Source organism: Acinetobacter sp. NPDC052428, assembly GCF_044547685.1.
Taxonomy (GTDB): domain Bacteria; phylum Pseudomonadota; class Gammaproteobacteria; order Pseudomonadales; family Moraxellaceae; genus Acinetobacter; species Acinetobacter lwoffii_G.
On the sequence record NZ_JBIUAT010000002.1, the window covers coordinates 109,206 to 132,800 of the forward strand.

A 23,595-nucleotide genomic window follows, 5' to 3' on the forward strand; every position below is an offset into this window, starting at 1 on the left:
AAATCATCTTGATTGAAAAAAGCCTCCAAAACCGGAGGCTTTTTTGTATGAGAAAAATGCTAAAACGGTTTTCTCTATGGAAAGTAATATTTATCTACAAAAAGTCGTTTGGAGCTTTGCTTAAACAGGGTGATAATGTGCAGTTAAATTTTTCCCCCTATTGATTGAGTTTTTATGTCACATATTTCTGTATTACTTCACGAAACGATTGATGCCTTGTTGGCGGGTCGCAATACGGGAACTTATGTGGATGGTACCTTTGGCCGTGGTGGACATACGCGTTTATTACTGTCTAAATTAGATGAAAATGCACGCGTCTATGCCTTTGATAAAGATCCACAAGCACTGGCTGTAGCGGCTGAACTCGAACAAGAAGATTCACGTTTTAAAATTATTCATGCCAGTTTTGCTGATCTGAAAGATGCATTGGCTGAACTGGGCATTGAACACGTCGATGGGGTGATGGCGGATCTTGGTGTTTCTTCACCGCAGCTGGATCAGGCTGAACGTGGTTTCAGTTTTATGAAAGATGGCCCGCTGGATATGCGCATGGATAACTCGCAAGGTCCGACCGCAGCAGAATGGCTGACCCAGATTGAAGAAGAAGCACTGGCGAATATCATTTTTAAATATGGTGAAGAGCGTTATAGTCGCCGTATTGCCAAAGCGATTAAAGCTGCTGGATATATTGATACCACGGCAAAGCTGGCTGAGATTGTAAAAGTAGCGCACCCGAAATGGGAAAAAAATAAGCATGCTGCGACCCGTACTTTCCAGGCGATTCGTATTGCTATTAATAAGGAATTAGAAGATATTGAAATCTTCTTGCCTCAGGCCGTTGAAATCTTGAAACCTGAAGCACGTTTGGCGGTGATTAGCTTCCATTCACTGGAAGACCGTTTGATTAAACAATTTATTCAAAAAGAGTCAACGCTTGAAGAGGATTCAGGCTGGGGAATGCCACAACAACAGAAAGATACGCGACGTTTAAAGAAAGTTTCTCGTGTTAAAGCCAGTGATGAGGAGGTCAAAGCCAATCCTCGTTCACGTAGCGCATGGCTCCGGGTAGCAGAACGTTTAGCTTAATAGGCAGATCATGAAAACGGAAGTGGTTGATAAAAAAACAGAAAAATTGTGGCTGAAAAAAGTTACAATCTATCTCATGCTGATATTGATGGTCTTCATCAGTGCAGTATTTGTGGTATTTCAGGTATTTGAATACCGTCAGGACAACAGAAAGCTGAGTACCTATCTGCGTGAAAGGGATGACCTGAATGCAGAGTGGGGGCGTTTGCTGATTGAGCAGCAAACTTTTGGCGCGACGGCACAGATCGGTACGCGTGCAGTGACACAGCTGCGTATGTATTCACCTCCGGTTTCACAAAGTGTCGTGATTTCCTTACCACAAACTTCAGATGAGAAAAAATAAGGTTAGCGTTCCGACATGGTAGACAAGAGAAAGAAGCAACCGGTACGTAAAAAACAATCGGTCACCGACAAAAATGCCTCAAATGTTTATATCAATCGTTTTTACATCATGTGGGCGGTGGTGTTGCTGTGTTTTGTGACACTGATTTGCCGTGCTTTCTATGTACAGATTATTAATAAAGATTTTTTGCAAAATAAAGCCAATGCCAATATTTTAAGAACCAATACCATCAAGGCAATGCGTGGCGTAATTTATGATCGTAATGGCATTCCATTGGCGATCAGTACCCCAATCATGAAAATTGTGATTGATCCACGTGATTATTTTGACAATAAAAAACTCTATGACGAGACCATGCTGGCGCTGGAAAAAGAACCGAATAGCCGCAAACTGAAACGTCAATTGCCAGATAAAAACCTGAATCTGGATGAACTGGCGGATGCAGTCGGTATGGACCGGGCAGAACTGCGTAAAAAAATGCAAGAACGTCCGCGTTCACGTTATCTGATCCTGAAAAAAGAAGTTCCGCCACAACAGGCCGAACTGATCATGAAGCGTAATTTTCAGGGTGTATATACCGAGAAAAACTATAAGCGATATTATCCGCAGCCACAGCCGAACTCTCAGATTATTGGCCTGACCAATAGCGAAGGCAGCGGCATTGAAGGTCTGGAAATGCAGCTGAATAGCCGTCTTTCTGGAAAGGATGGCGAGCAGCAGATCATTCGCGATAAAAAAGGCAACCGGGTCAAAGAACCTGAAGTGATTAAAGAAGTTGAACCGGGCGAAAACATCACCCTGAGTATCGACTCGCGTCTGCAATATATTATGTACCGTGAGCTGACGGCGGCCGGTGTCGCCAATAATGCCCGTTCAGCGACTGCAATTGCGGTAGATGTCAAAACCGGTGAAATTCTGGCGCTATCATCATGGCCATCATATAACCCGAATGATAAAAACAGCTTACTTAATAAGGATGCCATGCGTAACCGCGGTGCAGTCGATTCTTTCGAGCCGGGTTCAACCATGAAGCCACTTACTGTAGCGATGGCGCTGGAAAGTGGCAAATATACGGCGAATTCAGTCGTGAATACCACACCGGGCAGTATGCGGGTCGGTAATCATACCATCCGTGATACACATAACTATGGTCAGTTAACGCTCGGGGGTATTCTGCAGAAATCTTCTAACGTTGGTGTGGCGAAACTGGCCTTGTCGCTGCCTTATGAAACCTTACCAACCTTCTATAAACGTCTGGGTTTTGGTCAGCGGTCAGCGGTGAAATTCCCGGGTGAAAGTGCCGGTCTGATTCTGCCTCCTAGCAAATGGAATGTGTCAGAAGTGGCGACCATGTCCTATGGTTATGGTCTGAATGCGACGGTACTTCAGCTGGCCGATGCCTATGCCATGCTTGCCAATAAGGGCGTAAAAATGCCGTTAAGTCTGTATAAGCTGGAAGAACAGCCGCAGGGTGAGCAGATGATCGATGCCAATATTGCCGATCAGGTGCTGCTGATGATGGAAACCGCAACTTTGCCAGGTGGTACGGCGACTCGCGCCACCATCCCTGGTTATCGCGTAGCAGGTAAAACCGGTACTGCACATAAGTTGCGTGCCGACCGTAAAGGTTATTCAACCAGTGAATACCGGGCTTTATTTGCCGGCGTAGCACCCGTCAGTGATCCACGGATCGCCATGGTGGTGGTGGTAGAAAATCCACAAGGCACTTACTATGGCGGTACGGTATCTGCACCGGTCTTTGCCCGCGTGATGCAGGAATCCTTACGTCTGCTGAATGTCCCTCTGGACAAACCTTTAGAACCTCCCAAAGTCCAGTAAATAGGTGATCAATGTCTATTACATTTCAAGATCTCTACACCCCTCACGATGTCGCTGAATGGATGAAGCCATCCTTTCAGGGCTTCGAGCTGGATAGTCGTAAAGTCAAACCGGGACAGGTTTTTATTGCCCTAACCAGTCTGTCACAACCGGAAAAAACTGCTCAATTCGCCCAGAAAGCTTTAGAGCAGGGTGCATTGGCTGTGATTTCAGAAACTGAGCTGGATGTATCTCCAAATTTGGTGGTAGCAGATGTACGTCATCTAATGGGGCAATGGCAAAAGCAGTATTTGCAAGCAACCCAACCCGTTACGGCTGCGCGTATTCTTGCAGTCACTGGCACCAATGGTAAAACTACGATTTCTCGCTTGGTGGCTGAATTCATCATGCTGCAAGGTAAAGCCTGTGCGGTGATGGGCACTACAGGTAACGGCATTCTGCCAAATCTGGAAGCATCTTCACATACCACCCTGGATGCCCTGCAACTGCAAAATGCCTTGCATGGCTATGCGCAGGCCGGTGCAGAATTTGCCTCGATTGAAGCCAGTTCACATGGTCTGGAACAAGGTCGCTTGAATGGCTGTGATATCGAGATTGCTGGTTATAGTAATTTAAGCCGTGACCATCTGGATTATCACGGTACGTTGCAAGCTTATGCAGAAGCAAAATCACGTTTATTCCGGTTTGAATCTTTAAAAGTGGCTGTCATCAATATTGATGACGAACATGCACAGATCATGCGGGATGCTGCGAAAAATAATCCGGCACAGCCTAAAATTTTGACTTATTCCACTACACAAAAAGCTGATTATCAGGTTCAGGATATTCAGTACAGCATTTCAGGTGCGACCTTTAAGCTGAAAACTGCCTCTGCTGAATATGTGGTTAACAGTCCATTGCTGGGACATTTCAATATTGAAAATCTGATCGCCAGTCTGATCATGGCGGAACAGGCCGGATTTGACTTGGAAAGTTTAATTGCAACTGTGCCACAGCTTAAAGGTGCGCCCGGTCGGATGCAGGTGCTGCGTGATGGCGAGCGCCTGTTTGTGGTGGATTATGCGCATACCCCAGATGCTTTGATCCAGGTTCTGGTGACCTTGAAACGTCATGTTTCACAAAATCTCTGGGCTGTTTTCGGCTGTGGCGGCGACCGTGATCGTGGTAAACGTCCACTGATGACTCAAGCAGCATTGGAGGGTTCGGATATCGCAGTACTCACTTCTGATAACCCGCGGACGGAAGATCCGGCACAAATTTTTGCTGATATGAAAAATGGCATTGATTTTTCCGGCAAAACCTATCATGAAATTCATGACCGTCGTGAAGCGATCAAGTTTGCGGTTAAACACGCACAGGCGGGTGATATTGTCGTGATCGCAGGGAAAGGTCACGAAAATTATCAGGAAATTGATGGCATACGTCACTGGTTTGATGACGTGATCGAAGTGCAAGCTGCGATTGATGCCCAGCATTGCAACACAGATTCAGCCTATTCAGCGCATTAGGATTCAGATATGCATACCTCAACAACAAGTACTGCGGCGCTGGAGCCGTGGAGCATAGAACAATTACAGCAGGCTACCCAAGGCTACTGGCTGAATGATAAAAAGCCTGCAGGCCAGGTCAAGCGGATTTTGACTGATTCACGTGATGCAGAATCAGGTGATGCTTTTCTTGCGCTGAAAGGCGAGCGTTTTGACGCGCATGACTTTATTGCGCAAGTCGCGGCTCAAGGTTGTGAAATTGCCATTGTCAGCCGTCCGGTGGATGCCGATATTTGCCAATTGGTGGTAGAAGATACCCGTCTGGCATTGGGATCGTTGGGCGCTTATCGCCGTCAGCAGAATCCTCAACTCAAAGTGATTGCATTGACCGGCAGTAGTGGCAAGACCACGACTAAGGAAATGCTGGGTAGCATCTTGTCTCGTCTTGCGCCGACCTTGGTGACGCGTGGTAATTTGAATAATGACCTTGGCGTGCCGGTAATGTTGCTGGAGCTGCGTCCTGAACATCAATATGCAGTGATGGAACTCGGTGCAAGTCATCAGGGTGAAATTGATTACACCTCGAAAATGGTGCAGCCGCATGTGGCCGGGATCATTAATATCGGGACTGCGCATTTAGGTGAATTTGGTGGCCGTGACGGAATTTGCCGTGCAAAATCGGAGATTTATGCGCATATCGCTGAGACTTCGATTATTCCTGCTGCCGATGATTTTGCTGAAACGATTCGTGCTGCAGTAAAAACTGAAAAAAGTTTGAGTTTTGGTGCTGGTGGTGAAGTCTATGCCAGCGATATGGTGCTTGAAGCTCAATCTTCAAGCTTTACCCTGAATACGCTACAAGGCTCGAAAACAGTTCAGTTGCCATTTGCTGGCGAACATAATGTTGAAAATGCCACAGCTGCTGCTGCATTTGCCTTGGCGATTGGTATTAATCTTGATGATATCGTGGCTGGCCTGGAACAGGCAGTCGGTGCTAAAGGTCGCTTAAACTTTATTCCGCACAAAGACTATTTATTTATTGACGACACCTACAATGCCAATCCGGGTTCGATGCGTGCAGCGGCTGAAGTTCTGGCGCAGCAGCAGGGCATCCGGGTGATGGTCACCGGCGATATTGGTGAACTCGGTTCATCTGCCGCAATTGAGCATTACAAGCTCGGTCGGGATCTGGTCTCGGTGAAAGGCATTAATTTTGTGGTGGCTGTGGGTGAATTCGCTCCGGCAGCACAAGAAGGTGCTCGTAGTACACAATATGGTAAAAAAATGCAGGCTTTCCTGAATCAGGAGCAGGCCTTGCCATTTTTAATTGATTTGATTGAAACACATCAACCTCAGCCGATGTCATTCCTGTTTAAAGGGTCGCGTTTTACCCATATGGAAACATTGATGGCTGCATTGATGGAGAAACTCTAAATGCTGTTATGGCTCTTTGAACATTTGGCGGGCTTTGACAGCACGTTTCAGGTGGTTCGTTATTTAACTTTACGTGCTTTGCTCAGTGTCTTGACGGCATTGACCATCGGTCTTGTGCTTGGTCCTGTGATGATTCGCAAGCTGCAGGCGCTGAAATATGGTCAGGCAGTCAGCTCATATGCTCCTGAAAACCATGCCAAGAAAATGGGTACACCGACGATGGGCGGGGTGCTGATCCTACTTTCGATTGGTATCTCAACTTTACTCTGGGCGGATCTTTCCAATCCTTATGTCTGGATTGTGCTGGGTGTGATGGTGATTTTCGGTGCCGTTGGCTGGGCTGATGACTGGATTAAAATCCGTTATAAAGACAATGCCGGTTTGCCTGCGAAGAAAAAATTCTTCTGGACTTCAGTGGGTTCTTTGGGTGCTGGTATTGCCTTGTATGTGATTGCGCAGCAACAGAGTAATCCGGTGCATACCGCGAATATGCTGGATCTGCTGATTCCATTCTTTAAAGACTTAAGCATTCCATTGTCGATGATCCCGTTGGGTATTGGCTTCATTATTTTCACTTACTTCGTGATTAATGGCGCATCCAATGCCGTGAACCTGACCGATGGTCTGGATGGTCTGGCGATTATGCCAATCGTGCTGGTTGCTACGGGTCTGGGCGTATTTGCCTATCTGGCCGGTGATGTGCGCTTTGCCAATTATCTGCATATTCCTTATGTGAAATATTCGTCTGAACTGGTGGTGGTCTGTGCTGCCATGATCGGGGCAGGTCTGGCTTTCCTTTGGTACAATGCCCATCCGGCTCAAGTATTTATGGGTGATGTCGGTGCTTTATCTCTCGGTGCGATGCTCGGTACGATTGCCGTCATGGTTCGTCAGGAAATCGTATTTGCGATTATGGCCGGTGTCTTTGTGGTGGAAGCGGTTTCAGTGTTCTTGCAAATCGGTTCATTAAGAATGCGTAATAAACGTGTATTCCTGATGGCGCCGCTACATCATCATTATGAAAAGAAAGGCTGGCGTGAAACCCAGGTGGTGATCCGTTTCTGGATTATTACGATTATGCTGGTAGTTTTGGGTCTAATGACCTTAAAATTACGCTAAGAAATGCATTTGAAAAAGTCGGCGCATGCCGGCTTTTTTGTTTTGGAGAAATTAAAAAATGAACCTACTGATGTGTCCTGTTTGTCGTGAGCAGTTACGCTTAAATGAACGTACATGGCGCTGTGACAATCAGCATAGCTATGATATAGCCAAGCAGGGTTATGTGAATCTGCATGTAGTGCAGCATAAACATAGTAAAAATCCGGGTGATACGCCTGAATCTGTGCAGGCACGCCGTGCATTTCTGAGCGCAGGTCACTATGCACCTCTGCAACAGGCTGTGGTCAAGAAAATCCGTGAGCTGCGGATTGAAAATCTGCTCGATATTGGTTGTGGCGAAGGTTATTACACCAATGCCTTGCAGGCTGAAGTGATGCAATGCGTCGGTGTAGATATTGCCAAAAATGCAGTTCAGGTTGCAGCTAAACTGAATAAAGAAATTACCTGGGTGGTAGGAACAGGGGCGACCTTGCCGGTATTGGATCAATCCATTGATCTGTGTACCAGCTTATTTAGCCCAATTCCGAAACAAGAAATCTTACGGGTATTAAAGCCAAAATCTTATTTGATGGTGGTAACCCCTGCACCACAACATTTATATGCGATGCGTGAAGCCTTATTTGAGGAAGTAAAAGCACACGAGCCACATAAATTTGTTGAGCAGTTGCAGGATGTATTTAATCTGGTAAGTGAACAGGTGATTGATGCGCCAATGACTTTAGCTCAAGCAGATTTAAAAAACCTGATTACCATGACCCCTTATGCTTATAAAGCTAAACCTGAACGCCGTCTGGCACTTGAGCAGCAGGATCAATTCGATTTAATGGCTCAATTCCAGATTTATGTATTTCAGAAGAAATAAATTTAAAATCCAGAAATAAAAAATCCCTCAATAATGAGGGATTTTTTATTGGTTCAGATTATTCAATTTCTTCAATCAAGTTTTCCAAAGGATCCACCACCCGATTTGGCTGTAGTGGCTGGTCTCTTGGCGCTACTCTTTCATCATCCGGTATGCGAATTTCCTGATCAGGCAAATCTTCAAAATCATTGCTTTGTCGTTTAGGTATCACAACCGGAGCAGGTCGATACAGAGGCGTCGCTAAAGGTGGAGACGACGGATCATGCTGTTCCTGCTCACCTTGTACTACTTTATTACGGTTAATTGGCGCCTTGGCATTACGATCCAGGCGAACCCAAGCTTCTGGTGTACCTTTTAAGGCATTACCCATAAAGTCGGTCCAGATTGGTAAGGCTGCTACGCCACCGTATTCACGGCGACCTAAAGTTTTTGGCTGATCGAAACCGACCCAGGCAACGGTGACCAGCTTGCCATTAAAACCTGCAAACCAGGCATCTTTGGCATCATTGGTGGTACCGGTTTTACCTCCAATATCGCTACGACCAATTCTTAAAGCAGCACGTCCTGTACCATGCTGAATCACATCACGCAGGATATTGGCCATATCATAAGCAGAACTAGATTTTAGAATACGTTCTGCCTGACGGTAATTACTGTCTTCAGCCGAGATTTTTGGTGTCTCTGGTTTCTGTGCTAAGGTTTTGTTATTGATTTCAATTGCTTCATCATCAGGAGTGAGCGCGCCTGTTGGTTGAGGGCTTTCTTCCTGAGCATTAATACACGAGATGCAGGCATATTCAGGCTTAGCCTCAAAAATAGTCTTGCCATAGGCGTCTTCGATACGCGTAATAAAATGTGGCTGAATCCGATAACCGCCATTGGCGAACGTAGCATAACCAGTGGCCATCTGGATTGGTAAAACCTGAGGTGTACCTAGAGCAATGGTGTAGTTACGTGGAATCTGATTATCCTGCAAGCCAAAATCCATAAATAACTGACGTGTACGCTCAATACCGACGGTTTGTAATAGGCGAACTGAAACCGTGTTACGTGACAGATATAAAGCACGACGTAAAGGAATCATCCCTAAATAACGACCATCCGAATTACGCGGACTCCATTTACCAATAGTAATAGGCGCATCATTCACCATGGTATGCGGAGTCATACCACGTTCTAAAGCCAAGGCATAAACAAAAGGCTTAATGGTAGAACCGGGTTGACGCCAGCCTTGGGTTGCACGGTTAAATTTTGACTGATAAAAATTATATCCCCCGACAATGGCTTCAATCGCACCATTATTTGGGTTGATGGCAATCAATTGTCCTTGCACATTGGGGATCTGCACCAATGACCAAGAGGTTTTATTTTCATTGGGTCTTAAACGAATAATGTCTTTGACTTTGACAATCTCGGACGCTTTGCTCGGTGCACCACCTACACTGTTGACGTTGCGAAAGCGACGTGCCCAAGACATACCTGACCAGGGAACAGTCACGCTGCTTCCGTCCTGCATGAGTGCTTCAAAGCTGGAAGTGCCTACCTTTGTTACTTGCGCAGGATAGGTATTGGCATAGGCACGGAACTTGTCGAGGGGTTGATCATGTGCTTCAGCACCACGCCAGCCATGTCGACGGTCATAGGCTTCTAAACCTTCCTGTACGGCTTGTTCCGCATAGGCCTGACGTTCGCTATGGATGGTGGTATAGACTTTATAACCAGAATCTACCGCCTGTTCACCAAAGTTTTGTACCAGTTCAGAACGCACCATTTCACCGACATAAGGAAATTTATTACGGGTACTCCGATCAGGCATATCTAAATTTACCGGTTCAGCAATAGCTTGCTGATACTGGCTCTGATTTAAATAGCCCAATTGCAGCATACGACCCAAAATCCAGTTGCGACGCTCCAAGGCGCGTTTGGGATTGGCGACCGGATTGTATCGAGAGGGTGCTTTAGGCAGGCCAGAGATCATGGCCATTTGTGCAATTGAAAGCTCTTCTAAACTCTTGTTATAGTAAATTTTAGCTGCTGCTGCGATGCCGTAAGCATTTTTTCCCAAGAAAATTTTATTGACATACAAGGTCAGAATTTCTTCTTTAGTTAAGTTTTGCTCAATTTTACGGGCCAGAAAAATTTCCGTCAGTTTGCGCTTCAGCGTCCGTTCAGGACTAAGGTAATAGTTTTTTGCCACTTGCATGGTAATGGTCGAACCACCGGTCTGTACATCCGATCCGGTCACCGTCTCACTGAGTGCGCGTCCCAAGCTTTTAAAGCTGATTCCGCTATGCTCAAAAAAGCTGGAATCTTCAGCGGCGAGGAAAGCATGAATAAACTCGGGTGGAATTTGTTCATATTTCACGGGAACAGAAAGCTTGCCTCCATATTCGGCAATTAATTCATTATCTGAACTAAATACTTGTAAAGGCTTTAATAAAGGGGCCTTTTTAAGCGTAGACATTTCAGGCAAAGATGGGGCAATATAGAGATACATGCCATAGAAACCCATCGGAATTGAGATCAGTATAATGATAATGATCAAAAAAAATGGATGAACAAGGCCTGAACAAGATAGCTTTTTCATAACAAGTAAGTTTTAATAAGAGCTAATGGCGAACTAATTACCGGTCAGTATATCCTGTCGATATCCATATTGTTAGATGAGTTATTGTATCTATATAAAATTATAGACTGGACCAATTGGTAAGTTAGATTAAATTGGGGACAAAAAAATAATAGGAAGTGTATTGTGCGCAGGTTATATCGTAAACCAAATAAGGGGTTAATAGGAGTCGATATTAGTTCGACTTCTGTTAAGGTTTTAGAACTTTCTGTAAAAAGTGGCCGTTACTGGGTAGAGAGCTATGCTTTGATCCCATTATCGGAAAACAGTGTTGTTGAAAAAAACATTTTAAACCCAGAAGCAGTCGCTGATGCCCTTGGGCGTGCAATTAATTTGGGTAATACCCAGTCGAATCAGGCCGCTTTTGCAATTCCTACTTCAATGGTCATCACCAAAATCATTGAGATGGATGCAGACATGTCGGATGATGAACGTGAAGTTCAGATTCGTGAAGATGCGGAACAATACATTCCTTTTCCACTCGATGAAGCGAGTCTGGACTTTGAAGTTCTGCCAGACCGCCTTGCCAATCCGAACCGGGTCAATGTATTGCTGGTGGCGACACGAATTGAAAATGTCGAAGCACGTTCTGAAGTTTTAGAGATTAGCAGTCTAACGCCTAAGATTGCAGATGTAGAAAGTTTTGCGCTGGAAAATGCCTTTAAAGTATTTTCTGATACTTTACCGATGGGGGTCAATACGGTTGGTATTTTAGACATCGGTCATAGTATGACGACCTTGTCGGTGATGCAGAACAACAAGATTATTTATACCCGTGAGCAGGTGTTTGGCGGCAAGCAATTGACTCAGGAAATTCAGAATCGTTATGGATTGTCCTTTGAGGAAGCTGGACGTGCTAAAAAAACCCGTGCTTTGCCGGATGATTATGATATTGAAGTGCTAGAACCCTTCCTGGATGCCGTGGTGCAACAGGCAGCCCGTTCATTGCAGTTCTTCTTTTCATCTTCTCAGTTTAATGAGATTGACCATATTTTACTGGCCGGCGGGAATGCCAATATTCCAGGTCTGGCAAAATTATTACAACAAAAACTCGGTTACCGTGTCACGATCGCGAATCCATTTTTGCAAATGGGCTTTTCTCCTCAAATTGATATTAAAAAAATTGAAAATGACGCGTCATCACTCATGGTTGCATGCGGTTTGGCATTAAGGAGTTTTGATTAATGGCAAGAATTAACTTACTTCCTTGGCGTGATGAGCTAAGAATTAAAAGAAATAATGAATTCGTGGCAATCTGCGTGGGGGCGCTCTTCTTAGGCTTAGCAGCAGCGGGTTCAACCTGGTTTTATTATGATCACAAGCTTCAGGATCAGGAGCAGGCCAATCAGCTGATTCAAAGTACCAACCAGAATCTGGATGTGCAGTTAAAGGCGCTTGAAGGTTTGCAAGAGCAGCGTAATGCGATTGTCGAACGAATGAAACTCATTCAAGGTTTACAAACCCAACGTCCGATTGCAGTACATCTGATTGATGAAATTGTGCGGGTCACCCCAAGCAATATGTACATCACCAAATTTCAGCGTACCGGCGATAAATTTACCATTGAAGGTCGAGCTGAGAGTCCTAATACCGTAGCAGAACTGCTCCGTAATTTGGAAGCTTCATCTTGGTATCGGAATGCCTTTATGAATGCCTTCCTGGTGGCTGAAGAAGCAAAAGAAAAGGCACCGAGCTCAATTATTCCACGTGTGGAAGAGTCCTATGGTAGTTTTACCGTGACGGTAGATCTGGATCAGATCGCTCAGCCAGTACTGAATGAAGAACAACAAGCAGTCACTACAACTACGGGGGCATCATCATGAGTAATGAAGAATTCGATGAGTTCAGCCAGGATGTCGTCGCTGTACCCAAAAATAAAATGACTGTTGAAAAGTTTTTTCAGCAATTCAATACATTAGATCCAAATAACTATGGCAGCTGGCCTTTATCGGTCAAAATTACCTGCTGGATTTTTATTGTCGCACTGGCCTTTGCTGTGATTTACTTCGTTATGATCAGAAGCACGATTGAGTCAATTTCACAAGCCAGTGCCCAGGAACAAAACCTGCTGAATGAATTCCGTGAAAAAGAATCCAAATTACGCAACTTACAACAATATCAAATCCAGCTTCAGGAAATGGAAGCGCGTTTTAACCAGCAGTTAGAACAGTTACCGAAAGAAACTGAGATTCCGGGTCTGGTTGAAGATATTAACCTGAGCGGTGTGAATTCAGGCCTGAAGTTTAAAAATATCCGTCTGGAACCTGAAATTAAACAAGAGTTCTTTATTGAACAGCCGATTGCAATTGAAGCCACTGGGGATTATCACGCTTTTGGTTCTTTTGTCAGCAGTATTGCCGGCTTGTCGCGTATTGTCACACTGCATGATTTCACCATTACCGGTACTGAAAACAAAGAGAAAAAATCTGAAATTCCAGTCATTGATTATGTGGTGAAAGCCAAAACTTATCGTTATGTCGGTAATGCGGAAGGTGCTGCAGCGCAGCCTGAAGCTAATAGCACTACTCAGGGGGTGCAGTAATGAAGAACATTAAAATTACTTCGGCTTTAACGCTTAGTTTTTTATTATTGGGATGTGATTCACGCATTGATGCAGTCAATCAGGAAATGGCCAATATTCGTAATCAGCCGCCTTTGCCGATTGAACCGGCTCCTGATTTTATGCCAGTTGAAACCTTCAACTATGCAGCACATCAGATCAAAAGTCCTTTTTTACCCAGCTCTTTGGCTGCTGAACTGAAAATTATGGCGGGGAAACGGGTTTATCCAAACCTATCACGTCAACTGCAACCGCTAGAAAGTTATCCGCTCGAAACGTTGACCATGAAAGGCAGCATGCGCAACCAGGCAGGACAGATTCTGGCTTTAATCCAGACGCCTGATGGTGAGGTTGAGCGGATCCAACGTGGTAGCTATATGGGGCTTAATCATGGTCGTGTGGTTGGAATTACACCAACACAGATCGATTTGATTGAGATTATTCCAGATGGCCGTGAGGGATATGTGGAACGTCCGCGAAGTCTGGTTCTTATCGGGCCGGCGCCATAAGTTTTAAAGGAATAACAATGAATAAGAGTATTAAAGAATTTATTTTTGGGGATGTTAATACAATGAATCGTGTGTTTCGTCAGTTTTCCATGGGTGCTGTTGCGATTGCGGTGATGCAAGCGGCCAGTGCGCAGGTTTCAATGACCAATGTAGTACCCATGCAGCTTCCTGGACAAGGAACTGAGATTCGGGTGATGTTCAATGGTTTGCCGCCACAACCACAAGCCTATCAATTAGAATCACCATCACGTTTGATTCTGGACTTTGACAAGGCACAACAGAATTTAAAACAAAGCAGTATTCCGGTGGCAACACGTGAAGCCAGTTCGATAGATGTCACTTCGGATGCTCAGCGTGCACGTCTGACGGTAAATCTGACCGAGGCTGGAGCCTTTACGACTCGTGTAGAAGGTAATACCTTTATTCTTAAAATTAACTCGGCAACTCCTGTAGCCATAGCTCAACCTGTGCAGCAACAGTCAGCTCAGGGTATTAGCAACATTGGTTTCCAGCGCGGTGCTCAAGGTGAAGGCCAGGTCGTTATTGATCTGTTAGGAAATAATACTCCTGTTGATGTACAGCAGCAGGGTACCAAAGTTATTGTGCGCACTTTAGGTTCCAAGATTCCGGCTCATTTGACCCGCCGTCTTAATGTGACTGATTTCGCAACTCCGGTATCTAGTGTCGATGCCGTGAATCAAAATGGTTCAGGAGTCATTACGATTCAGTCTGCGGAAAGTTATGAATATATGGCTTACCAGACTGATAACAAGCTGACCATCAGTTTGAAACGTCCGGAAGCCAAGAGTCCATTACGTCCTAAAACTGTGGCTTATACTGGCAAGAAAATTTCTTTAGATTTCCAGGATATCGAAGTCCGTCGTGTACTACAGCTCCTGGCTGATTTTACCGATATCAATATGGTGGCCGCAGACAGTGTGCAAGGTAATATTACCTTGCGCTTGAAAGAGGTACCGTGGGATCAGGCCTTGGATATTGTGCTGAAAACCAAAAATCTGGATAAACGTCGTAATGGTAATGTGATCTGGATTGCACCAGTTACAGAGCTGATAAAGGCTGAAGAGGAAGAAGCTAAGGCGATTAAGCAGAGTGTCGCACTTGCGCCTATCCAGACGGAATATATGCAGCTCAGTTATGCCAAAGCTGCTGATATTGAGAAACTGATTACGCAGAATAAAGGCGCATCTAGTTCAGGCGGTTCGAGTAGCACGAATAATAATGAGGGTGGAGAAAGCTTATTAAGTTCACGTGGTTCTGTGTCTGTTGATGCACGGACCAATACCATTATTGTGAATGATACCCAGCTCTTTATTGATAAAATTCGTAATATGGTAGATCTGCTGGATGTGCAGGTGAAGCAGGTAATGGTCGAAGCGCGTATTGTTCGTGCAACGACTGATTTTACCAAAGAGATGGGAGTGAAATGGGGCATTCTATCGCAAGGTGTGATGAATAATAATCACTTGCTGGTCGGTGGCAGTGATACCACCTTGTGGGATCTTAGAGAACCAGAAGAAAATGATTTCGGTGGATATACCTATGATATTCAGCGTCCACAAAACCTGAATGTGGATTTAGGCGTAACAAGTCCGGGTGCAAGTCGTATCGCCTTTGGTTTAATCAGTCTTTCTGATTTTATGCTGGATCTGGAGCTTTCTGCACTTCAGGCAGATGGCTACGGTGAGGTGATTTCTACACCTAAAGTACTGACTGCGGACAAGCAGAAAGCAACTGTTGCCTCTGGTTCTCAAATTCCGTACCAGTCAGCAGAGGGTGGCGGTGCGAATGCAGTATCTACTACGGAATTTATTGATGCTACGCTAAGTCTGGATGTCACACCAAGCATTACGCCAGATGGCAAGGTACAGATGGAACTCAATATTACCAGTGACTCACCGGGTAACCCGACACCGACCGGACAGCTCACTATTAACAAAAACCAGATCACTACCAATGTTTTGGTTGATAATGGTGAAACAGTCGTCTTAGGTGGTATTTTTGAGCAGGAAACCCGTAATGCACAAACCAAGGTACCTTTCCTGGGGGATATTCCTTATGTAGGGCGTTTATTCCGTAAAGATTTAAAGTCGGATAATAAACGTGAGCTACTGATTTTCGTTACACCTCGAATTGTTAATGACAGTGTTTCAAGAAATCATTAATATATTTTGAATTTAACAAAACGAATAGGTGACTCCTTGCCAAGCAAAGAGTTTGAAACCCTACCAAATATTTATTTGGTAGGGCCGATGGGGGCCGGTAAAACAACAGTAGGACGACATCTCGCAGAATTGTTAGGACGCGAATTTCTAGACAGTGATCATGAAATTGAACGTAAAACAGGCGCGACTATTCCCTGGATTTTTGAAAAAGAAGGGGAACAGGGTTTTCGTGACCGTGAAACTGCTGTGATTAATGACCTTACCTCACGTCCTCATCTGGTTTTAGCCACCGGCGGTGGTGCCATTACTCAGACCTTAAATCGGGATTATCTGAAACAGCGAGGAATCGTTGTCTATCTCTATACGCCGGTTGAAATTCAACTGCAACGTACCTATCGCGATAAAAACCGTCCTCTCCTCCAAGTCGAAAATCCGGAACAAAAGTTACGTGATTTATTGGCAGTCCGTGATCCCTTGTATCGGGAAGTGGCGCATCATATTATTGAGACCAATCAGGGTGCTGCGCGTGATCTGGCGCAGCGGATTCTCAATCTCATTACTTCTAAAAACTAAGTTCATTGAATCAAGTGGTTAATCAAGCATGCAAACCTTATATGTAGAACTCGGAGAACGTCGTTACCCTATTTTTATCGGGAGCGATCTGGATCCACAGGCCTTATTGGCACCCTATATTCAGGGCAAGCAAGTGATGATTGTGAGCAATACTACGATTGCACCACTTTATTTGCAGCGTTATCAAACTGCAATTGAGGCTCTGGACAAACGTGTTGCGACCTGCATTCTGCCTGATGGTGAAAAATATAAGGATAGCCAGCATCTGAATCTGATTTTTGATGCACTGCTTGAAGCCGGGTTTAACCGGGACTGTACTGTGCTTGCGCTGGGTGGTGGTGTGATTGGAGATATGGCTGGGTTTGCCTCGGCCTGTTTCCAGCGCGGTGTGTACTTTATCCAAGTACCGACAACCTTGCTGTCGCAAGTAGATTCAAGTGTCGGTGGTAAAACCGGGATTAATCATCCACTCGGTAAAAACATGATTGGTGCTTTCCAGCAACCGCAAGTGGTGCTGGCAGATATGTCGCAGCTTTCTACTTTGCCTGATCGGGAGCTTTCAGCAGGTTTGGCTGAAGTGATTAAATATGCTCTGCTAGGCGATGAGTCATTTCTGGTCTGGCTTGAAGAAAACATGGATGCACTGGTCGCTCGTGATGAGAAATTATTGGCTGAAGCCGTTTATCGTTCCTGTGCGCATAAGGCGCGGATTGTAGCCAATGATGAGAAGGAGCAAGGGGAACGTGCTTTACTCAATTTAGGTCATACCTTTGGGCATGCGATTGAATCCTACATGGGGTATGGTGTCTGGCTACATGGTGAGGCTGTTGCCACCGGTATGGTGATGGCTGCGGATCTGTCACAGCGTATGGGGTGGATTTCTCAAGAAGATTTAGAACGTACAAAAAAAATCATTTCTCGTGCCCAATTACCTATCGTTTGTCCTAAAATCCCTCTGGATGATTTTCTGGCCTATATGGCCCATGACAAAAAAGTCTTGAATGGACAATTGCGTCTGGTGTTATTAAAGCAATTAGGCAAAGCAGTGATTACACGAGACTTTGATCTCGAGTTAATGAAACAGGCAATTTTAGCCAATCAGGCATAGGTTTAGTTTTATGGCAGCATTACATACTCCTTGGCAAAAGATTCAGCATTATTTCTGGCTGGTCTGTGGTGTATGCTGCCTATTTGCTGCCTTGGTCTTTTGGGCGGTGACTGATTCAGATGACGTCATCGAAATTGAAAAAAAGCCTGAAACTGAAGTTCAGTTGCAGATTCAGCCGGAAAAAGTAGCCACAATGACCCATCTTGGTGCGCTTTTTCAGGAAGTGAAACCACTGGACCTAAATACGCGTACCGTAGTGAATGCCAGTCATGAGCCGGAATTTCGCGGTACCAAATTTGTCAATGAAGCGAAAAACCAGCACGCCATTGAATTATTTCGTGTGACCAATGAAGCCATTTTAAAAAGTTTTCTTAACAAACAGTCCGATCGTAAGCCTTTTATTTATTTAAGAATCTCGGGTGAAAATCAGCCAGAACAATATGTATTGTTGTATGGCCAATATAAGACTGCGTCACAAGCTAATCAGGCTTTATCTACACTGAAGTTAAATTTACCGGCTTCAGTTAAACCCGAAGTTGTGCCCATGCAGCAATATGTCAGTCTGGTCAATAATCTGGGTTCAGAGGAATTAGCCAGTAATCAAAAGCTTTACGAAATTCGTTTGAAAAATGTGCCTTTGCCGAAAGTAGATGAATCTGTACGACTTAGACAGCAGCAAACCCAAGCTGAGCCTAAGCCGCGTAGCTCTGATGCTGCAACTACTAGTACCACCATTGTGCGCCGTGATTCATCGGGAAATGTAGTCGATGTACAGAAATCTGAAAGTGCTGTAGAAGGCACGCCTCAACCGCAAAATAACAATAATCGACCTGCTCAGGGTGGTAATCCTCGTCCTCAAAATAACGAGATTAGTGATCCATTTAATTAGTTCGATCTAAAATAGCGCATCCAAAAAATTACAGAATTAAAAATGGGCGCTTTTGGTGCAAAAAATGCACATTAAGATTAACCCCTTAGAGTGCTGTTCTGCGCTAAATCTTTGTCATCTGTATTGTTTTAATTTATGCGCTGTTTGTTGGCATGGAATTTGCTTTATTGGTGCATGAATTGAATTAATCTCCCTGTTTTAGCGCGAAAAATGATTCGATGACACTATGTGAATGTCATATTTATTCCAGATTTTTATGTTATTCATGAGCAAAATAAACTTTATTTGTTATGCATTTAGTCTAAAAAAGGACTAGTCTGAAGAAATAAAGAAAAATGCTTTTGCTCTACCAAGACGGTCTTCGAAAGTCCATTAGACGCCAGCGCAGAGAAAATTTAGATTGTTTAATAGCCTGTTGAGGCTTAGTGAAAGAAGGGTACGCTATGCACATGCCATCGCCTAATAATGTAGCTCCCGCTCAAGGTTTATACCAACCGGATGAGTTTAAAGATAACTGTGGTTTCGGTTTAATTGCCCATATGCAGGGTGATGCTAGCCATGATCTCGTCAAGACCGCGATTCATAGTTTGAGTTGTATGACCCATCGTGGTGGTATTGCCGCAGATGGCAAGACGGGAGATGGTTGTGGTCTGCTCTTGGCAATGCCGAAAAAATTCTTCCGTGAAGAAGCTAAACGCTTAAGCGATACCACCTTAAGTGAAGTCTTTGCTGTAGGTTCAGTATTCCTAAATCTTGATCCTGCACTTGCGGCACACGCCAAACAGGTTTTAAACAAAGAGATTGAAGCTGAAGGTTTAATCGTTTTAGCTTGGCGTGTGATTCCCACCAATGTCGATGCCCTTGGTGAAATTGCTTTGCAATCGATGCCAGCATTTGAACAGATTATTGTTAACTGTCCAATGGGTGTGACTGAGGTTGAGTTTAACCGTAAGTTATTCCTGGCACGCCGTCGTGCAGAGCAGCTGTTAAGCAATGATACGTCTTTCTATGTCACGACTTTATGTTCAACGGTGATCAGCTATAAAGGCTTGATGATGCCAGAAGCGATTGCAGATTTTTATACAGATCTGGCTGATCCACGTTTGGAATCGCATATCGTGGTGTTCCATCAGCGCTTCTCAACCAATACCTTGCCTCGCTGGCCTTTAGCACAACCGTTCCGTTACCTGGCGCACAATGGTGAAATCAATACCATTACTGCGAACCGTAACTGGGCCATGGCGCGTGTACCAAAATTTGAAAATCCGTTATTACCAGGTTTAACTGAACTGAATCCAATTGTGAACCGTACTGGTTCAGATTCTTCAAGCCTGGATAACATGCTGGAGATTCTGGTTGGCGGTGGTATGGATCTGTTCCGTGCACTCCGTATGCTGGTTCCGCCTGCCTGGCAGAATGTGGAAACCTTAGATGCAGACTTGCGTGCATTCTATGAATTCAACTCAAAACATATGGAAGCTTGGGATGGCCCGGCAGGTCTGGTGATTCAGGATGGGCGTCATGCGATCTGTATGCTGGATCGTAACGGTCTGCGTCCTGCGCGTTGGGTGATTACCAAAAATGGTTATATCACGCTGGCTTCTGAAATTGGCGTGTGGGGTTATCAACCTGAAGATGTGATTTCTAAAGGCCGTGTCGGTCCTGGTCAAATGCTGGTCATTGATACGCAAACCGGCAAGGTGCTGGATACCCAAGATGTCAATAATCATCTGAAACGTATGCGTCCATACCGCGAATGGTTACGTGAAAATTCTGTGCGTCTGCAAGGTAGTCCAGAGCTGGAAGAATATTTATGTGATCAAGGCTTAAAAGGCGATGGCCTGAAAGCGGCACAAAAAATGTTCATGGTGACTTTTGAAGAGCGTGACCAGTTGTTACGTCCGATTGCTGAAAGCGGTCAGGAAGCGGTTGGCTCTATGGGTGATGATACCCCAATGGCAGTATTGTCTCGTCAGGTGCGCCATGTGTCGGATTATTTCCGCCAGCAGTTTGCACAAGTGACCAACCCGCCAATCGATCCGCTACGTGAATCGATTGTGATGTCACTGGAAACCTGTTTGGGTCGTGAGCAAAACGTCTTTGAACAAGGGCCTGAGCATGCAGACCGCTTGATCATTTCCAGTCCTGTGCTGTCTAATTCGAAAATGCATCAGATCCGTACGCTGGGTCGTGCCGGTTATGAAATTGCAGATATCGACCTGAACTATGCGGAAACTGAAGGTCTACAAGCAGCGATTGCACGGATCTGTGAAGAATCTGCGCAAGCCATTCGTGATGGTAAAACCTTACTGGTGCTTTCTGACAAGAAAATCCGTGAGGGTTATCTACCAGCGAATGCCTTTATGGTGACTGGTGCGGTGCATCATCACCTGATCAAGACTGGTTTACGTACCGATGCGAATCTGATCATTGAAACCGGTTTTGCCCGTGATCCACATCAGTTTGCAGTACTCCTTGGCTTTGGTGCGACAGCCATCTACCCGTACCTGGCTTATGACGTAATCAATGATCTGGTCGCGAAAGGTGAGTTATTGGGTGATCCGATTTATGCACAAAACAATTTCCGTAAAGGGATTGAAAAAGGTTTACTGAAAGTTCTTTCGAAAATGGGGATTTCTACGGTTGCCTCTTATCGCGGTGGTCAGCTGTTTGAAGCAGTGGGTTTATCCAATGAAGTGGTAGATAAATGCTTCATCGGTGTGCCAAGTCGTATTCAGGGTGCAACTTTTGTCGACCTTGAAAATGATCAGAAACAGTTGGCGGATATTGCCTGGAAAAACCGTAAGCCAATCGATCAGGGCGGTCTGCTGAAATTTGTATTCGGCAAGGAATACCATGCCTTTAACCCAGACGTGATCAACTCACTGCATAAAGCAGTACGTTCTGGGAACTACGCAGATTTTAAAGAATATGCGGAACTTGTGAACAATCGTCCGATTGCCACGATTCGTGACTTATTCAAACTGAAAACAGACAATTCGATTCCAGTCGAACAAGTGGAATCTGTGGAAGAGATCTTACCTCGCTTTGACTCTGCCGGCATGTCTTTGGGTGCACTGTCCCCTGAAGCGCACGAAGCGATTGCGATTGCCATGAACACGATTGGTGGTCGCTCGAACTCAGGCGAGGGCGGTGAAGATCCAGCGCGTTACGGCACCATCCGTAACTCGAAAATCAAACAAATTGCATCGGGCCGTTTTGGTGTGACACCTGCTTATTTAACTTCCGCAGAAGTCCTTCAAATTAAAGTCGCGCAAGGTGCAAAACCAGGTGAAGGTGGTCAGTTGCCGGGTGGTAAAGTAAATGGTCTCATTGCCCGTTTACGTTACTCTGTACCGGGTGTAACGCTGATTTCGCCACCTCCGCATCACGACATCTATTCAATCGAAGATTTATCACAGTTGATCTTTGATTTAAAACAGGTTAACCCACAGGCGATGGTGTCAGTTAAGCTGGTTTCTGAACCGGGTGTCGGTACGATTGCGGCAGGTGTAGCGAAAGCGTATGCCGATTTCATTACCATTTCTGGTTATGATGGCGGTACAGCGGCTTCTCCACTTTCTTCAATTCATCATGCAGGTTCACCGTGGGAACTGGGGCTTTCTGAGGCACATCAGGCCCTTCGTGTCAACGACCTGCGTGGTAAAGTTCGCGTACAAACAGATGGCGGTTTAAAAACCGGTCTGGATGTCGTAAAAGCAGCAATTCTGGGTGCAGAAAGCTTCGGCTTTGGTTCAACCCCAATGATCGCATTGGGTTGTAAATACCTGCGTATTTGCCACTTGAATAACTGTGCAACCGGTGTCGCGACTCAACAAGATCATTTACGTCAAGAGCATTATATTGGCGAGCCACAAATGCTGATCAACTTCTTCACCTTTATTGCTGAAGAAACCCGTGAATGGCTGGCAGCACTTGGTGTATCAAGTCTGAAAGACCTGATTGGCCGTACGGATCTGCTTGAAGTGCTTCCAGGTGAAACTGCAAAGCATGCACATCTTGATTTAAGCAAATTGCTTGAGTCGCATCCTGCTGCAGAAGGTAAAGCACAGTATTGTCAGGTTCAAGGTAATGCACCATTTGATAAAGGCATTCTGGCTGAAAAAATGGTGGATGAGATTTTACCTGCCATCGAAGCAGGAACTGGCGGCGAATATAGTTTCATGATCGGTAACTGTGACCGTTCGATTGGCGCACGTCTGTCTGGTGAAATTGCGAAACGTTATGGCAACCTGAGCATGGAAGCCCATCCGGTGAAAGTCCATCTAAATGGTACTGCGGGTCAGTCGCTGGGTGTATGGAATGCTGGTGGCTTACATATCAGTCTGGAAGGTGATGCCAATGACTATGTCGGTAAAGGTATGGCCGGTGGTCGCATCTCGATCTTTCCACCAAAAGGTTCGCCATTCCAGACCCAAAATACCGCGATTATTGGGAATACCTGTTTGTACGGTGCGACTGGCGGTAAGTTATACGCAGCGGGTACAGCGGGCGAGCGTTTCGCGGTGCGTAACTCGGGTGCATTTGCCGTAATTGAAGGTGCAGGTGATCACTGCTGTGAATATATGACGGGCGGTATTGTGACGGTACTGGGTAAAGTTGGGCATAACTTCGGTGCAGGTATGACTGGTGGTTTTGCTTATGTGCTTGATCTGGATAATGACTTCGTTGATCATTATAACCACGAACTGATTGAACTGAACCGTATTTCCACCGAAGCGATGGAAGAGCATAAAGCCTTCCTGGGTCGTATCCTGGATGAACATATTAAAGAAACGGGTAGTGCTTGGGCGTACAAGATCCGCCATGAGTTTGACTTCTACAGCCGCAAGTTCTGGTTGGTAAAACCAAAAGCAGCCAACTTGCAAACGCTGTTAAAAACAACTCAAGCTGATCCACAATAATTCCACTACTGCAGAAACATAGGCAGATGTAAGGCAACTGTGAACCCCTTAC

At 45.1% G+C, this 23,595-nt stretch carries 17 protein-coding genes; 16 read left to right on the plus strand and 1 reads right to left on the minus strand.

The window, feature by feature from the left end; translation table 11 throughout:
- Window positions 1-174: 174 nt before the first annotated feature.
- The 7 genes from rsmH (at window position 175) to ACIG3F_RS02310 (ending at window position 8,170) form a co-directional block, all read left to right on the plus strand.
- A complete protein-coding gene (rsmH, locus tag ACIG3F_RS02280; protein WP_004281129.1) occupies window positions 175-1,086 on the plus strand; it encodes a 16S rRNA (cytosine(1402)-N(4))-methyltransferase RsmH in 912 nt (303 codons plus the stop codon).
- 76 nt (window positions 1,087-1,162) lie between these two features.
- Entirely contained in the window at window positions 1,163-1,429 is a 267-nt protein-coding gene (gene ftsL, locus ACIG3F_RS02285) for a cell division protein FtsL (RefSeq protein ID WP_370940785.1), read from the plus strand.
- A 15-nt stretch (window positions 1,430-1,444) separates the two neighbouring features.
- A complete protein-coding gene (gene ftsI / locus ACIG3F_RS02290; protein ID WP_004732461.1) occupies window positions 1,445-3,268 on the plus strand; it encodes a penicillin-binding protein PBP3 in 1,824 nt (607 codons plus the stop codon).
- An 11-nt stretch (window positions 3,269-3,279) separates the two neighbouring features.
- Complete coding sequence (locus ACIG3F_RS02295; RefSeq protein ID WP_396469196.1) at window positions 3,280-4,776, plus strand: UDP-N-acetylmuramoyl-L-alanyl-D-glutamate--2,6-diaminopimelate ligase; 1,497 nt, start codon at window positions 3,280-3,282, stop codon at window positions 4,774-4,776.
- Between the two features lie 9 nt (window positions 4,777-4,785).
- Entirely contained in the window at window positions 4,786-6,189 is a 1,404-nt protein-coding gene (gene murF / locus ACIG3F_RS02300) for a UDP-N-acetylmuramoyl-tripeptide--D-alanyl-D-alanine ligase (RefSeq protein ID WP_396469198.1), read from the plus strand.
- Window positions 6,190-7,308, plus strand: a complete 1,119-nt coding sequence (gene mraY, locus ACIG3F_RS02305) for a phospho-N-acetylmuramoyl-pentapeptide-transferase (RefSeq protein ID WP_253100429.1) — start codon at window positions 6,190-6,192, stop codon at window positions 7,306-7,308.
- A gap of 58 nt (window positions 7,309-7,366) precedes the next feature.
- Window positions 7,367-8,170 carry a putative RNA methyltransferase gene (locus tag ACIG3F_RS02310; protein ID WP_396469201.1) on the plus strand — a complete coding sequence of 268 codons (804 nt, stop codon included), beginning with the start codon at window positions 7,367-7,369 and terminating at the stop codon, window positions 8,168-8,170.
- A gap of 58 nt (window positions 8,171-8,228) precedes the next feature.
- Here the strand turns inward: ACIG3F_RS02310 and ponA are convergent, their stop codons facing one another.
- Window positions 8,229-10,757 carry a penicillin-binding protein PBP1a gene (ponA, locus tag ACIG3F_RS02315; RefSeq protein ID WP_396469203.1) on the minus strand — a complete coding sequence of 843 codons (2,529 nt, stop codon included), beginning with the start codon at window positions 10,755-10,757 and terminating at the stop codon, window positions 8,229-8,231.
- Window positions 10,758-10,922: 165 nt separating this feature from the next.
- Here ponA and ACIG3F_RS02320 point away from each other — a divergent pair, with 165 nt between their 5' ends.
- From ACIG3F_RS02320 to gltB, 9 genes are all read left to right on the plus strand, one after another.
- Window positions 10,923-11,981, plus strand: a complete 1,059-nt coding sequence (locus tag ACIG3F_RS02320) for a pilus assembly protein PilM (protein WP_005263891.1) — start codon at window positions 10,923-10,925, stop codon at window positions 11,979-11,981.
- Window positions 11,981-12,619: a PilN domain-containing protein gene (locus ACIG3F_RS02325; protein WP_396469205.1), complete on the plus strand. Its 639-nt coding sequence runs from the start codon at window positions 11,981-11,983 to the stop codon at window positions 12,617-12,619. Before ACIG3F_RS02320 ends, ACIG3F_RS02325 begins: the two co-directional genes overlap by 1 nt.
- Window positions 12,616-13,338 (plus strand): type 4a pilus biogenesis protein PilO, encoded by a 723-nt coding sequence (locus tag ACIG3F_RS02330; protein ID WP_396469207.1) that lies wholly within the window; start codon window positions 12,616-12,618, stop codon window positions 13,336-13,338. The genes ACIG3F_RS02325 and ACIG3F_RS02330 overlap by 4 nt, the downstream gene beginning before the upstream one ends.
- Complete coding sequence (locus tag ACIG3F_RS02335) at window positions 13,338-13,865, plus strand: pilus assembly protein PilP (protein WP_396469209.1); 528 nt, start codon at window positions 13,338-13,340, stop codon at window positions 13,863-13,865. Before ACIG3F_RS02330 ends, ACIG3F_RS02335 begins: the two co-directional genes overlap by 1 nt.
- 17 nt (window positions 13,866-13,882) lie before the next feature.
- On the plus strand, window positions 13,883-16,048 hold the full coding sequence (pilQ, locus tag ACIG3F_RS02340) for a type IV pilus secretin PilQ (protein WP_396469211.1): 2,166 nt from the start codon (window positions 13,883-13,885) through the stop codon (window positions 16,046-16,048).
- Window positions 16,049-16,084: 36 nt separating this feature from the next.
- Entirely contained in the window at window positions 16,085-16,621 is a 537-nt protein-coding gene (gene aroK, locus ACIG3F_RS02345; protein WP_005101380.1) for a shikimate kinase AroK, read from the plus strand.
- A gap of 28 nt (window positions 16,622-16,649) precedes the next feature.
- Complete coding sequence (aroB, locus tag ACIG3F_RS02350; RefSeq protein ID WP_100535220.1) at window positions 16,650-17,729, plus strand: 3-dehydroquinate synthase; 1,080 nt, start codon at window positions 16,650-16,652, stop codon at window positions 17,727-17,729.
- A 10-nt stretch (window positions 17,730-17,739) separates the two neighbouring features.
- Window positions 17,740-18,618, plus strand: a complete 879-nt coding sequence (locus tag ACIG3F_RS02355; RefSeq protein ID WP_396469214.1) for a hypothetical protein — start codon at window positions 17,740-17,742, stop codon at window positions 18,616-18,618.
- 449 nt (window positions 18,619-19,067) lie between these two features.
- Entirely contained in the window at window positions 19,068-23,543 is a 4,476-nt protein-coding gene (gene gltB, locus ACIG3F_RS02360; protein WP_396469216.1) for a glutamate synthase large subunit, read from the plus strand.
- The last annotated feature ends 52 nt before the right edge of the window (window positions 23,544-23,595 follow it).